At 70.1% G+C, this 12,810-nt stretch carries 13 protein-coding genes; 7 read left to right on the top strand and 6 right to left on the bottom strand.

What is annotated here, in order from left to right; genetic code table 11:
* Positions 1-40: 40 nt before the first annotated feature.
* Positions 41-943, top strand: a complete 903-nt coding sequence (locus HGG74_RS14035; protein WP_168487315.1) for a LysR family transcriptional regulator ArgP — start codon at positions 41-43, stop codon at positions 941-943.
* Positions 944-948: 5 nt separating this feature from the next.
* Here the strand turns inward: HGG74_RS14035 and HGG74_RS14030 are convergent, their stop codons facing one another.
* The 4 genes from HGG74_RS14030 to HGG74_RS14015 form a co-directional block, all read right to left on the bottom strand.
* Entirely contained in the window at positions 949-1,425 is a 477-nt protein-coding gene (locus HGG74_RS14030) for a carboxymuconolactone decarboxylase family protein (RefSeq protein WP_312856849.1), read from the bottom strand.
* 4 nt (positions 1,426-1,429) lie between these two features.
* Entirely contained in the window at positions 1,430-1,765 is a 336-nt protein-coding gene (locus HGG74_RS14025; protein ID WP_312856848.1) for a GNAT family N-acetyltransferase, read from the bottom strand.
* Positions 1,758-2,759, bottom strand: coding sequence for a pirin family protein (locus HGG74_RS14020; RefSeq protein ID WP_168487311.1), 1,002 nt, complete (start codon positions 2,757-2,759; stop codon positions 1,758-1,760). The genes HGG74_RS14025 and HGG74_RS14020 overlap by 8 nt, the downstream gene beginning before the upstream one ends.
* A gap of 72 nt (positions 2,760-2,831) precedes the next feature.
* Positions 2,832-3,902, bottom strand: a complete 1,071-nt coding sequence (locus HGG74_RS14015; protein ID WP_168487309.1) for an LLM class flavin-dependent oxidoreductase — start codon at positions 3,900-3,902, stop codon at positions 2,832-2,834.
* Positions 3,903-4,110: 208 nt separating this feature from the next.
* Here HGG74_RS14015 and HGG74_RS14010 point away from each other — a divergent pair, with 208 nt between their 5' ends.
* Positions 4,111-4,812 (top strand): DUF4352 domain-containing protein, encoded by a 702-nt coding sequence (locus HGG74_RS14010; RefSeq protein WP_168487307.1) that lies wholly within the window; start codon positions 4,111-4,113, stop codon positions 4,810-4,812.
* Between the two features lie 4 nt (positions 4,813-4,816).
* Here the strand turns inward: HGG74_RS14010 and HGG74_RS14005 are convergent, their stop codons facing one another.
* Positions 4,817-7,210, bottom strand: a complete 2,394-nt coding sequence (locus HGG74_RS14005; RefSeq protein WP_168487305.1) for a multicopper oxidase domain-containing protein — start codon at positions 7,208-7,210, stop codon at positions 4,817-4,819.
* Positions 7,211-7,392: 182 nt separating this feature from the next.
* On the opposite strand from HGG74_RS14005, the gene HGG74_RS14000 reads away from it, so the two are divergent.
* The 4 genes from HGG74_RS14000 (at position 7,393) to HGG74_RS13985 (ending at position 11,203) form a co-directional block, all read left to right on the top strand.
* Positions 7,393-8,568, top strand: coding sequence for a flavin reductase family protein (locus HGG74_RS14000; RefSeq protein ID WP_168487303.1), 1,176 nt, complete (start codon positions 7,393-7,395; stop codon positions 8,566-8,568).
* 109 nt (positions 8,569-8,677) lie between these two features.
* Positions 8,678-9,895: a formaldehyde dehydrogenase, glutathione-independent gene (gene fdhA / locus HGG74_RS13995; protein ID WP_168487301.1), complete on the top strand. Its 1,218-nt coding sequence runs from the start codon at positions 8,678-8,680 to the stop codon at positions 9,893-9,895.
* A 12-nt stretch (positions 9,896-9,907) separates the two neighbouring features.
* A complete protein-coding gene (locus tag HGG74_RS13990) occupies positions 9,908-10,306 on the top strand; it encodes a GlcG/HbpS family heme-binding protein (protein WP_168487299.1) in 399 nt (132 codons plus the stop codon).
* A 198-nt stretch (positions 10,307-10,504) separates the two neighbouring features.
* Positions 10,505-11,203 (top strand): hypothetical protein, encoded by a 699-nt coding sequence (locus HGG74_RS13985; protein ID WP_168487297.1) that lies wholly within the window; start codon positions 10,505-10,507, stop codon positions 11,201-11,203.
* A gap of 437 nt (positions 11,204-11,640) precedes the next feature.
* Here the strand turns inward: HGG74_RS13985 and HGG74_RS13980 are convergent, their stop codons facing one another.
* On the bottom strand, positions 11,641-11,961 hold the full coding sequence (locus HGG74_RS13980; RefSeq protein WP_168487295.1) for a DMT family transporter: 321 nt from the start codon (positions 11,959-11,961) through the stop codon (positions 11,641-11,643).
* A 412-nt stretch (positions 11,962-12,373) separates the two neighbouring features.
* Between HGG74_RS13980 and HGG74_RS13975 the strand changes: the two genes are divergently transcribed.
* Positions 12,374-12,787: a CBU_0592 family membrane protein gene (locus tag HGG74_RS13975; protein WP_512698806.1), complete on the top strand. Its 414-nt coding sequence runs from the start codon at positions 12,374-12,376 to the stop codon at positions 12,785-12,787.
* Positions 12,788-12,810 lie beyond the last annotated feature (23 nt).

Genomic DNA, 12,810 nt, shown 5'->3' with positions numbered 1-12,810 from the left:
CGGTACAGCTAAAGATTCTCTGGATACCTAAGATTCTCTAATGAAGCATTTCCAGCTGGAGCATCTGGCGACCTTTGCCGCCGCGGTGGAGCAGGGCACCTTCGAAGCCGCCGCACGGCAGCTGCACGTGACCGCGTCCGCGGTCTCCCAGCGGATCAAGGCGATGGAGCAGGCCGCGGGCCAGGTGCTGCTGCAGCGGAGCGTGCCGGTGCTGCCGACCGCCGCAGGGGAGGCCGTGATGCGGCTGGCCCGGCAGGTGGGCCAGCTGCAGGCGGACGCCGCCCGCGCCCTCGGCGACGCCGGCGGCGCCGCGACGCTGCCGCTGGTGGTCAACGCGGACTCCCTGGCCACCTGGTTCCTGCCCGTGCTGGCCCGGATTCCGCGCGAGGCCGGGGCGTGCTTCGAGATCCACCGGGAGGATGAGCAGCACTCCAGCGCCCTGCTGCGGACCGGCCGGGTCATGGCGGCGGTGACCGCGGCCCCGGAGGCGGTCCAGGGCTGCACCGTCGAGGCCCTGGGCGCACTGCGCTACCGCGCGGTGGCCAGCCCGGACTTCCTCGCGGCCTGGCCGCGCCCGGACGCCGGGCCGGAGGAGACCGGCTGGCCCGGGGACGCCCCGGTGGTGGATTTCGACCGCAAGGACGAGATCCAGAACCGGTTCTACCGGCAGCTGACCGGGCGAGACCTGCACGCGCCCCGGCACTATGTCCCGGCCTCGGCGGAATTCGCGGAGGCGGTCCGGCTCGGCCTGGGCTGGGCGCTGCTGCCCGAGCAGCACTGCCTGGACGGCCTGGCCAGCGGGGCGCTGCGCGAGCTCGCCCCGGAAATGCCCCTGGACGTGCCGCTGTACTGGCAGCGCTGGAAAATCAGCTCCCCGCTGCTGGAGCTGCTCACCGAGGCGGTGCGGACGACGGCAACCGAGGCCCTGCGTCCCGGCCCGTAGGCCGGCTACTTCCGGCGGTTGTTGCGCACCGGATGCCTGCTGACAATCGAGACCCGGTTGAACGCGTTCATGGTGATCACCAGCCAGTTGACGGCGGAGAACTCGTCGTCGCTGAGCCCGGTGCGGGCCTCGGCCAGCTCGCGCTCCAGCTCGTCCGCCCCGGCCAGCTCGGTAACCGCCTCGGCCAGGGCCAGGGCCGCCCGCTCCTTGGGCGTGAACACCTCGGTGTCCCGCCAGGCCGGCAGCACGGCAATCCGCTGCTGGGTCTCCCCGTGCTCCAGCGCCTGCCCCACATGCAGGTTCAGGCAGTAGGCGCAGCCGTTGAGCTGCGAGATCCGGACGTACAGCAGCTCGATCAGGATCCGGTCCAGCCCGGCCGCCTCGGCGGCCTCCTTGGCCTTCAGGCCCATGCCGTTCAGCGCCCGCCAAAGGGCCGGATGCTGCTTGTCCAGGTACAGCTTGCCTCCGTGCAGCGGTTCCACTCCGTCAGCCTTCCTGCTCTGCCGGCCAGTCCACCAGGTCATCGAAGTCGTGGTGCGTGCGCAGCCAGGAGGCGATGTACGGGCAGACCGGCACGATCCGGCGGCCCGAGGCCCGCACGTCGGCCAGCGCGAAGCGGGCCAGCTTCGAGGCCAGGCCCTGGCCGGCATAGTCCTCGTCGACCTCGGTGTGGATGAAGACGACCTTGCCCCCGGCCCGCCGGTACTTGGTGAAGCCGATGACGACGCCGTCGTCGCGCAGCTCGTACCGGCGGCGCTCCGGATTGTGGACAATGTCGATTTCACCCGGTGCCGCGGGGGCACCGGCGGCCGGCTCAGCCACGCGGACGCAGCCTTGCGTTCGGCAGCGCCGGGGCCGGCAGCGGGTCCATGGTGTTGCCGGTGACGGTGCCGAACTGGCTCTGGGCCGCCGGCAGCGGCGGGCCGGGCGGCTCGGCCCCGATCTGGGCCTGCCAGTTGGCCCGGTACTGGACGACCTCCTCGTGCGAGCGGCCCACGAAGTTCCACCACATCACGATGGTCTCCCCCAGCGGCTGCCCGCCCAGCAGCAGCACCCGCACCGGCTCGTCCCCGGCGGCCAGGACCAGCTCCTGCCCGCCGGGCGGCAGGTAGGCCAGTTCCGCGCGGGCCACCGGCTGGCCGTTGACCGCGGGGCTGCCGGCATCCACCAGCACCCCGTGCTCGAAGGCCGGGTCCACGGCCAGCGGCACGGTGGCGCCGGCGTCAACCAGCACCTCGGCGCCGAGCACCGGCGAGAAGGTGCGCACCGGGGAACTGCTGCCCGCCAGCGAGCCGATGAACACCCGCAGCTCGAAGCCCTCGCCCGCCACCGCCGGCGGCGCATAGTGTTCGAAGCCCGGATCCGTAAAGCGTTCCCGGTCCGGCAGCGCCAGCCACAGCTGGGCGCCGTGGAGCACGGAGGTGGCGGCGGTGGAGACCTCGGAATGGCTGATGCCGCGGCCGGCGGTCATCAGGTTCAGCTGGCCCGGGCGGACCAGGGCGTGGTAGCCGGCGCTGTCCCGGTGCTCGATCTCCCCGCTGAACAGCCAGCTGACCGTCTGCAGCCCGGTGTGCGGATGCGGGGGCAGGCGCATGCCCCCGGTGGCCCGGACATCGTCCGGCCCGTAGTGGTCCAGGAAGCACCAGGGCCCGATCAGCGAGCGCTCGCGCTGCGGCAGCGTGCGCCGCACGGGCATCGCCCGCAGCCCGCCGAGGGGCACCTCGCGCGGGGCCAGGACCTGCACGGCGGGCCGGGTCAGCACGCCGGCCGTCCCGGTGCAGGTCAGTTCCCGCGGGTTGCTCTCCAGGTTGCTCATGCTGCGCCTCCGGCAGGTGGACATGCGGCAGTTGTCTTGAGTCTATGCCCGCACCCGGGCCCGGGTGAACCGTCAGCGGCGTCCGGCCGGCTGCCACCCGAACGCCGGCGCCACCTCCCGGGCGATGGTCTCCAGCAGCCGGGCGTTGTAGTCCACGCCCAGCTGGTTGGGCACGGTGAGCAGGATGGTGTCCGCGGCCTGGACCGCAGCGTCCCGGGCCAGCTCCTCGGCGAGCACGTCCGGCTCCCCGGTGTAGGTGCGGCCGAACCGGGCCATGTGGCCTTCCAGCAGGCCGACCTGGTCCCCCTCCCCGTTCCGGTTGCCGAAGTAGAGCAGGTCCTCGGAACTGGTGATCGGGATGACGCTGCGGCTGACCGAGACCCGCGGCCGGCGGTCCCAGCCGGCCTCCGCCCAGGCCTGCCGGTAGCGGGCAATCTGTTCGGCCTGCAGGTCGGCGAACGGCACGCCCGTGTCCTCGATCAGCAGTGTCGAGCTCATCAGGTTCATCCCCTGCGCGGCCGCCCACTCCGCGGTCCGGCGCGTGCCGGACCCCCACCAGATCCGCTCCGGCAGCCCCGGGGACTGCGGCTGGACGGCCAGGGCGCCGGAGGTGCCGGTCATCCGCGGGTCGGCCCGGGCCACGCCCGCCCCGGCAATCGCGGCCCGGAAGAGCCGGGTATGCTCGCGCGCCAGGTCCGCGTCCGTCTGCCCTTCCCGGGGCACGAAGCCGAACTCTTCCGAGCCGCGCAGCGCCGGTTCGGGCGAGCCCCGGCTGATCCCCAGCTGCAGCCGCCCGCCGCTGATCAGGTCCGTGGCCGCGGCCTCCTCGGCCAGGTAGAGGGGGTTCTCGTACCGCATGTCGACGACGGCGGTGCCCAGCTCGATGCGGCTGGTCCGGGCGGCCATCGCCGCCAGCAGCGGGAACGGGGCGGACAGCTGCGGCGCGAAGTGGTGCACCCGCACGTAAGCGCCGTCGATCCCGAGCTCCTCGGCGGCCACGGCCAGTTCGATGCTTTGCAGCAGGGCATCGGCGGCCGTGCGGGTGCGCGAGCCGGGGGCGGACTGCCAGTGCCCGAAGGAGAGGAAACCGATGCGCTTGCGGTGGGGTGCTGGTTCGGGTGCTGTTGCTGGTTCTGTGCCCATGGGACGGCTCCGCCTTTCCCGCCGGTGTGGTCCGGACAGTAGTGTCCGGTACCAGTCTGCCCGGCAGGGACGCGGAACGGGAACGGCGCCGGCACCTTCGGTTCCGGTTCTGCGGAACCGAAGGTGCCGGCGCCGGGCACAAGCCTTTTCCAAGCCGGCTGCGCCACGATCGGCTGCACAGCTGCGATCGGAGAGGCAGGTACTGGCCGTGTCGGAAGTGTGCGCAGGCAAGGAACGGCAAACGGATCAGGCCGGCCCGGAGCCGGAGACTCCGGTGCTCACCCGCCGGCAGCTGGGGCTGCTGTTCGGCGGCGGGGCGGCCCTGGTGGTCGGCGGAGCGGGCTTCGGCATCGTGGCCCGGACCGAACAGCAGGCCCGGACCAGCGCCGGCACCGCCTTCGGCTCGCTGACCCTGCTGCGGGCCGGCCGCCTGGCCCGGCTCCAGGCCGACGGCACGCCGTCACCCCTGGTCGGGCAGCCGGCGCTGTCGCTGCTGCCCGCCCCCGGCACCGTCGCTGAGGCCGCCGTCACGGCACCGGGCCCAAGCCCCGCCGTCGTCCTGGCCGGGCACGGGCAGGGCCATTCCGGCAGCGGCTGGCCGCAGCCGGTGAACCTGACCTGGGGCGATGTGGTCCTGCTGGAGCTCCAGGTGCGCAATACCGGGGACGGCCCCATCACCTTTTCGCCGGGCCAGCTGCGGCTGCGGGCCGGCAGGGAAACCATTACACCCCAGCGTGCCGGCCGCGGCCCGGGCGCGCTCGCGCCCGGGTCTGCGGAGCAGCTGTGGATCAGCTACCTGGTGCCGGCCTCGGCCGCGGACTTTGCGGTGGAGTTCACCGACCCCTTCCGGGACAACACCTCGGTCCTGCGGCTGCCCCCGCTGGTCATCGTCACGGCCCGGCAGGCCTGAGCACTTACCGGGCCGTGACGGTGACCCTGCGCACGGCACGGACCCGGCCGGGCACCCAGGTCAGGAACTTGACCGTGATCAGGTACTGGCCCGGGGCCGGCGGACGCAGCAGGTAATCGTACTTTTCGGCCGCGCCGGAGGCGATCCGGTTGGTGATCAACGGACTGTCCGTGGCCCAGACCGGCACGGCGGGCCCGTCCGGGTCCTGGGTGTGCCGGAACGGGCGCCCGTCGTGGGAGACCAGTTCCGCCATTGCCACCGGATTGCCGCCCATGTCGGTGAACTCGGTCAGGGTCGGGAAGTAGTCCGCATTGACCATCCTGACCAGCGTCGGCGCGCGGCCGCTTCCCGCCACATTCGCGCGCATGCTGGAGATGCTCCAGACCCGGTCCCCGCGCGGCCGCGTGGGGACGTTGCCGCCCAGCAGGTAGAAGTGGTCGGCCTGGAAGCGGTTCAGGCCGGCGTCCTCCCCCGAGAGGCCTGCGGCATGGTTGAGCTCGTGCCAGCGGGAGTCCAGGGAATAGGGAAGCAGCAGGGTTTCGGTGGCGATGTCGTATTCGGGCCCGTCGATGAACAGGCGCCGGGTTCCCCGGGCGGGCGGATCCGCCGGATCGACAGCCGGGTCGATGATGATCGGGCCGAACATGCCCATCTGCACATGCAGCGGTGTGTTGACGTGGCAGTGGTAGAAGTAGGTGCCGGCCGCGCCGCGATTCGGGTTGCCGGCCTCGGCCACGTCCGGCCGCCACTGGTAGGTGTAGTGGCCGGTGACTTCGAAGGAGGTGTGCCCGACGCCGTCGTTGCGCGGATCCGGCTCGATCCCGTGCCAGTGGATGGTGTGCACGCGCTTGCTCGGCTTGATCGTTCCGTGGACGATCTGGCCTTCGGTGGCCCGGACCAGCGGCGAGGGCAGCCCGCGCCCGGACTTGCCGCTTTCGAAACCCCAGACGTCATGCTCGGAGCCGTCGGGGAATTCCAGCTCCCGGCCGAAGAAATCCAGCTCCATGGCCACCTGCGGGCGCTGGCGGAACTGGGTCTCCGGGCTGCCCTCGTGCGGCTGGTCCGAGGCGAAGTCGACCTGGCTGGCGTACAGGTGGTGCTGGTCCGGGGTCGGCCCGGCGGCCAGCACCCAGTCGGCCACCAGGCCGCCCGGGTACAGCCCGCCGGCCGCCGTCTGTGACGGCTCGGCGTGGCAGTGCATCGGGTACTTCCAGTCCGTGCGCCGGGCGTTCCACACGGCGTCGACGACGTCCGGCGGCCGGAACATCGGCAGGACGGACTCCTTGCGCTCCAGCGGCATGAGCGAGACGGTGTCCTCCCACTGCTGCAGGCTGATGTGGCCGTCGGCCATCACCGACCCGTCCTCGCGCGGGAAGTCCCGCCCGTTGGCGCGTACGGTCCAGACGTGGTTGCCGTGGAAATGCAGCTGGTGTCCGACAAGGCCCGCGTTGGCCATCCGGATCAGCTGGCCGGTCAGCACCGTGCCGGGGGCCGGGGACCGGCTGAAATCGCGCACGTCGGTCCGCCGCGGGAAGCCGGAGGGCAGCGTGTCCTCCTCGCGGGCCTCGTTCAGTTCCGGGTCCTTCGTGACGGCCAGGGACTGGAAGCCGGCAAAGCCGTTCAGGGTGAAGTAGCGCGGGGCGATGTCGGTGCCGCCGGCCTGCACGGTGCCGCCGCGGGCGGCCACGCGCGCCCATTCGGGCACCACGTTATGGCACAGCCACAGCCACTGGCGTTCGAACTCCGGCCCGTTGGGGCCCAGGTGCCAGGCCCGCGCCGGGTCGATGACCACCAGGGCCCCGTACAGCCCCAGGGTGCGTTCCACCGGCGCGTTGCTGGGATCGGAGAAAAGATAGGTTCCCGGTGCCGGGGCCCGCAGCTCCAGCCGGGCGGTGGCGCCGGGGGCGATCCGGCCGCTGCCGACGTCGCCCCGGTTGGGCCCGGCCCCGTGGATGGCCAGCTGGTGCGGCTGGGCCAGCCGGTTGTGGATGCGCAGCCTGATGGTGCTGCCGGTTTCGGCAATGATGGTCCGGTCGGGAAAGTAGCTGGCCCAGTACGCCCGCCGCGGCAGATAGTAGCCCCGCTCCTCCGGGTCCGGCCGCAGCGGTGCCGGGCGCCCGGCGGGCGGCGCCGGCCGCCCGAGCGGGTAGGTGCGGCTGACCACCAGCTGGCCGGAGGCGGTGAAGACCCGCGGCGCGGCCGCCAGGCTCGGCTCCGGGTCGCGCACCGCCGTCGGCCGGTCCCCGAAGCCGCGGTGGTAGACCAGGGCCCCGTCCACCATCGGCACGAAGCCCTCGTTGATGTAGAGGTCCAGGACTGCACCCCGGCCCGAGCCGACGGTCTGCGGGGCCGCGGACAGGCCGGGGCCCTGCCGGCGGAAGAGAGTGGTTTTGGCCATGGTCGCAACCTTTCGGGACATGCCGGTCGAATGGCGTGCTGCGCCTTTACTTTTGCCATGCCGTGCTTGGGAAAGGCTTGGGCGCGCACGGCCGCTGCCGGCACCATCGCCGGGCGGCCAAAGGCCGGGTACGCTGGCGGGGACTGGACCGCCGGCGCCCCGGGCGCGGGAAGGAGTGAGCCGTGGCAGGGAACGCTGAGGCAGCGCGGATCGACGCGATGCGCTTCCGGGAAGTCATGGGGCATTACCCCACCGGAGTCACCGCCATCACCGGCATCGGCGAGGACGGCGAGGCGCTGGCCATGGTGGTCGGCACCTTCACCTCTGTCTCGCTGGATCCGCCGCTGGTGGCGTTCCTGCCGACCAGGACCTCCTTCATTTTCGACAAGCTGCGCACGGCGCGCTCGCTCGCCGTCAATATCCTGGCCCACGACCAGGAGGCGCTGTGCCGGCGGCTGGCCCGGCCGGTGCCGGACAAGCTCAAGGACGAAAGCTGGCAGCTGTCCGCGGGCGGGGCGCCGGTGCTGGACGGGGTGGTCGCCTCCATCGACTGCACCCTGGACTCCGTGCTCGACGGCGGCGACCACCACATCGCCCTGTGTACCGTGCAGGACCTGCGGGTCCACCGGGCCGCGGCCCCGCTGGTGTTCTTCCAGGGCGGCTACGGCGGGTTCGCGCCGCGTTCGTTCATGGTGCCCGCGGACAAGGAGCTGGCCTCGGCGGTCTCCCGCGCGCAGGTCCTGCGCGCCGGGATCGAGCAGCTGGCCGCCGAGCTCGGCGGCGACGTCACCCTGTACACGCGGGTGGAGAACGACGCCGTCTCGGTGGTCTCCGCGGCCGGGCCGCAGCACGACTTCGTGGCCCCGCTGGGTGTGCGCTACCCGCTGATCCCGCCGCTTGGGGACGCGTTCGTGGCCTGGTCCACCGAGGAGGACCAGGAGGCCTGGATCGGCCGCGCCTACGGCGCCTCCGACGAGGACAGGGCCATGTACCGCCGGCGGCTGGCCGAGGCCCGCGAGCGCGGCTGGTCGCTGTCCCTGGATGCTCCGGGCCGGCGCGAGTCGCTTGAGGACGCGGTGGTCGAATACGGCCAGGGCACTCCCCTGCCGGCCCGCCAGCGGGAACTGAGCCAGCGGATCGTGGCCTCCTCCCGGTACTACAACATCGACAAGCTGGATCCGGAGACGAAGTACGACGTCGCGGCGATCACCGCCCCCATCCTCGACGCCGGCGGGCACACCCAGCTGGTGCTGCGCCTGTACTATCCGCCGGCGCAGGCCACCGGGGCCCAGGTGCAGGCCTGGGGCGAGCGGATGCGCGCCTTCGGCGAGCAGGCCGCGCAGCTGCTGGCCACGTAGGTCCCGCAGGTTTCCGGGCACCGGAAAATTCCCGGTCTGCTGCTACCGCAACCGCAGGCCTGCCGGTAGGGTCCAGATGTCAGTACGTGCCATACCGAAAGGATTGACCATGCCAGGGAACAAAGCCGTTGCCTACAAGGGACCCGGGAAGGTCGAGATCATCGACACCGACTATCCCACCTTCGAACTCAAGGACGGACCGGGGGTCAACCCGGCCAACGTCGGGCGCAAGGTCCCGCACGCGGCCATCCTGCGGACCGTGGCCACCAACATCTGCGGCTCGGACCAGCACATGGTCCGCGGCCGCACCACCGCCCCGGCGGACCTGGTCCTGGGCCACGAAATCACCGGCGAAGTGGTGGAGACCGGCCCGGACGTGGAATTCATCAAGGCCGGGGACATTGTCTCGGTCCCCTTCAACATCTCCTGCGGGAGGTGCCGCAACTGCAAGGAACGCAAGACCGGCATCTGCCTGAACGTGAACCCCGACCGTCCGGGGTCCGCCTACGGCTACGTGGACATGGGCGGCTGGGTCGGCGGCCAGGCCGAGTACGTGCTGGTCCCGTACGCGGACTGGAACCTGCTGAAGTTCCCGGACCGGGACCAGGCGCTGGAGAAGATCATGGACCTGGCCATGCTCTCGGACATCTTCCCCACCGGCTTCCACGGCGCGGTCACCGCCGGGGTGGGCGTCGGCTCCACCGTCTACATCGCCGGGGCCGGCCCGGTGGGCCTGGCCGCCGCCGTGGGTGCGCAGCTGCTCGGCGCCGCCGTCGTCATTGTCGGGGACATGAACGCGGACCGCCTGGCCCAGGCCCGTTCCTTCGGCTGCGAGACCGTGGACGTCTCCGCCGGCGACCCGAAGGACCAGATCGAGCAGATCCTGGGCGTGCCGGAGGTGGACTGCGGCGTCGATGCCGTCGGCTTCGAGGCCCGCGGCCACGGCAAGGACGCCTCCCACGAGGCGCCGGCCACGGTGCTGAACTCGCTGATGGACATCACGGCCGCCGGCGGCGCCCTGGGCATCCCCGGCCTGTACGTCACCGGGGACCCCGGCGGCATCGACGAGGCGGCCAGGCACGGCTCGCTTTCGCTCTCACTCGGCACCGGCTGGGCCAAGTCCCTGTCCTTCACCACCGGCCAGTGCCCGGTGATGAAGTACAACCGGCAGCTGATGATGGCCATCCTCTACGACAAGGTCCAGATCGCCAAGGCCGTCAACGCCCGGGCCATCACGCTCGAGGACGCCCCGCGCGGTTACGCCGAGTTCGACGCGGGAGCGGCCACCAAGTACGTGCTCAACCCCAACGGGTACATCAAGGGCTAAGAGGAGACGACCATGACCCTGACCCTTGCCGACGCCCGCAGCGTCATCGCCGCTGCCGAAGCCAAGGCTGCCGAGATCGGCCAGCCCATGAACATCGCAGTGGTCGACGCCGGCGGCAACCTTGTCTCCCATGTGCGCATGGACGGGGCCTGGATCGGCAGCATCGACATCTCCATCAACAAGGCCTTCACCTCCAGGGCCTTCGACATCGCCACCAAGGACCTGGGCGAGAACTCCCAGCCCAACCAGCAGTTCTATGGCATCCACGCAAGCAACCACGGCCGGATCATGATCTTCGCCGGCGGCATCCCGCTGACCCGCGACGGCCAGGTCATCGGCGCCATCGGCGTCAGCGGCGGCAGCGGTGAACAGGACCACGCCGTGGCCGAAGCCGGCGCCAACTCGGTCTAGGCAAACGGCGTGCCGGCGCCGCCCATGGGAACAGGCTCGGCGGCGGACAACCCGGCGGGATCGGAAGTAGCGCAGCACCACGGTGCTGCGCTACTTCCGCCCAGCGGTGCCGGAATTTTCCGGCTACCTCCGCGACACCCATGCTGCCGGCGGGACCCGTGTCGTTATACTCACGGTGGGGGACGCCGCCGACGCTCTATGTCGGGTGCGTTCAGCAGTCAGGAAACATCTGCCGACCACCGACAGGAGCTACCGGCCACCATGCCAGTATTGAAACGATTGATCACCTTCCGTACCGCGGCCGCCGCTGCCATCCTTTCCGCCGTCCTGGCGTCAGGTACCCTCGTCACGGCCGCGCCTGCCAGCGCAGGAGAGTGCCCGGAGCAGTCAATCTGCACGGACGGAAAGCCCACTTCGTCCACGACGGTCGGATCCGTCCTGAGGGCCAACAAGTACGGTTGGCCCAAGGGCACCAAGCTGGAATACCGCTGGTACCGAGACGGCTGCCGCATCGCCGGCGGCTGGGATGACACTTACACGGTCCGTACGTACGATGCGGGTGCAAAGATCACCGTCCGGGTCACGGGCATCAAGGGGAGCCAGAAAACCTACAAGGACGGCAGGGCGTATAACGTCGAGCACGGAAACCGCACGATCGGAAAGTCCACTTCGTACACGACGGTCGGATCCGTCCTGAGGGCCAACAAGTACGGCTGGGACAAGGGCACCAAGCTGGAATACCACTGGTACCGGGTCGGTAGCTGCGGCCTCCCGGACGGCTGGGAGACCTACGAGGTCCGCCCGGAAGACAAGGGTACAAAGATCGTCGTCCGGGTCCACGGCACCAAAGCGGGCAAACCGGCCTACACGATCAGCAGGACCTATATCGTCCGCTGACCTCCAGCCTCTAAGAAGCCCCCGCCGGCCGCAAAGACCGGCGGGGGCTTCCTGCGGTCTTCCCCTCGCGACAGCATGCTGACAGCATCGAGCGTGAATCGTCGTTAATATTCGACCGGAGTCGGCACCTAGTGCCGATTCCGGTCAGGGATTGTCAATCGGTGCACGGAACCATGGGCCGGACAGGTCGAAGAGTAAAACCCCTTGCCCGACCTGCTGGTCCATCTGTAACAATTCGGGCTTTGGAATTCGCAGCGTTCATGGCGAGGGGCACCCCCGAATCGGCAAGAGACCCGGGCATGTTCCATGTTTTAGCTGTCGCTGGATGACCGGAAGGTGCTTATCCACTCCTGGCCGAACTAGTCACAACCCGCGATGCCGGTAACAGCAGCGTGTGACGGCGCCGCGGCCGAGGGCCGGGTGGGGCGCAAGCGGGCTCAGTGGGTCCCGCCAAGGTTCAGGACGACGACGCCGGAAACCACTAATGCCACGCCGATGATTTTGGCCAGGCTGAGGGTTTCACCCAGGAATACTGCGCCTATGGTCACAATGGCTACTGTTCCAAGACCAGACCACAGGGCATAGGCCACGCCTACGGGAACGTCCTTGACTGCCTGTGAAAGGAATGCAAAGGACACACCGTACGCTGCCAGACAGGAAATGCTGGGCCAGAGCCGGCTGAACCCGTCCGTGGACTTGATCAGGCTTGTACCGGCAACCTCAGCTGCAATCGCCAGACAAAGGAACAGATACGCCATAACAAGATCCTTTCAAAAAGCCGGTGCCCCGGATGGGATCTCCCTGGCAGCCGGCGGGAACGCCGCCGGTACGAAACGTAGATTACAGGCAGCTGTGAAGCTGGAAGACACAGGACTGAACCGGACGGCTACGGCCGGGTCTTCCCCCGGACCGCTGGTCTTGCGCCCGATCCATGACAGGACCGGCTGGGGGCGGTCCCCGGCGTGCCCCAGGCTGAGCCGGGGTTGAGGGTGAGTGGCGATAAACACACCGCCCGTGCGGCCGATGACCCGAAGTACGGGCAGCCGGCGCGACCTCTACCCATATTCAGTATTCCTAAACCATGTCTGCAGCAGAGTGCAATTGATCTAAAGGGCAGGTTTGTCGATCATTGCTGCTGTAATCACATGTTTGCGTAGAGAGGGAAATGCGATGCTGGCGGCGGCTCTGGGCTGGTTGGGAACAGTCGGGACTTTCGTGGCGTACGTCATGCTGTCGCGAGGTTGGCTCACGTCGGAGTCGCGCCGGTATGCGGCCCTGAACACGGTAGGCGGGCTGATGGGCGGGGTCGGCAGCGCACTCTACGGAGCGTGGCCGAGCGCGGCGGCCAATTTCGCCTGGGCCGCCCTGGGCCTTCACGCCCTGATCGAGGGGCACCGTCGGCGGCGCCCCGGGCTCGGAGTGAACGAGATTCCAGGTCCCGCACCGGCGGCAGATGCCCATCTGCCGGGCACCGGGGCCCAGGATCCCGCGGTGCTCACCGGTCCGCTGGAGCGCGCGGTGTGTGTTCAGGCTCCTGCCGGTCCGCAGCGACGCCCTGGCCGCGTGGTCGCGCAACTGCCCTGAACCTCATTACCCGGAGGGGTGAA

It is taken from the genome of Arthrobacter mobilis (genome assembly GCF_012395835.1).
Taxonomy (GTDB): Bacteria; Actinomycetota; Actinomycetes; order Actinomycetales; family Micrococcaceae; genus Crystallibacter; species Crystallibacter mobilis.
This window is presented reverse-complemented; position numbering and strand designations above follow the sequence as displayed.

What these genes read in the sequence shown, in the direction of transcription:
- HGG74_RS14035 (WP_168487315.1), top strand. Translation starts at nt 41, where the DNA reads ATGAAGCATTTCCAGCTGGAGCATCTGGCGACCTTTGCCGCCGCGGTG.
- HGG74_RS14020 (WP_168487311.1), bottom strand. Translation starts at nt 2,759, where the DNA reads ATGAGCAACCTGGAGAGCAACCCGCGGGAACTGACCTGCACCGGGACG.
- HGG74_RS14015 (WP_168487309.1), bottom strand. Translation starts at nt 3,902, where the DNA reads ATGGGCACAGAACCAGCAACAGCACCCGAACCAGCACCCCACCGCAAG.
- HGG74_RS14005 (WP_168487305.1), bottom strand. Translation starts at nt 7,210, where the DNA reads ATGGCCAAAACCACTCTCTTCCGCCGGCAGGGCCCCGGCCTGTCCGCG.
- fdhA (WP_168487301.1), top strand. Translation starts at nt 8,678, where the DNA reads ATGCCAGGGAACAAAGCCGTTGCCTACAAGGGACCCGGGAAGGTCGAG.
- HGG74_RS13990 (WP_168487299.1), top strand. Translation starts at nt 9,908, where the DNA reads ATGACCCTGACCCTTGCCGACGCCCGCAGCGTCATCGCCGCTGCCGAA.
- HGG74_RS13985 (WP_168487297.1), top strand. Translation starts at nt 10,505, where the DNA reads ATGTCGGGTGCGTTCAGCAGTCAGGAAACATCTGCCGACCACCGACAG.
- HGG74_RS13980 (WP_168487295.1), bottom strand. Translation starts at nt 11,961, where the DNA reads ATGGCGTATCTGTTCCTTTGTCTGGCGATTGCAGCTGAGGTTGCCGGT.
- HGG74_RS13975 (WP_512698806.1), top strand. Translation starts at nt 12,374, where the DNA reads ATGCTGGCGGCGGCTCTGGGCTGGTTGGGAACAGTCGGGACTTTCGTG.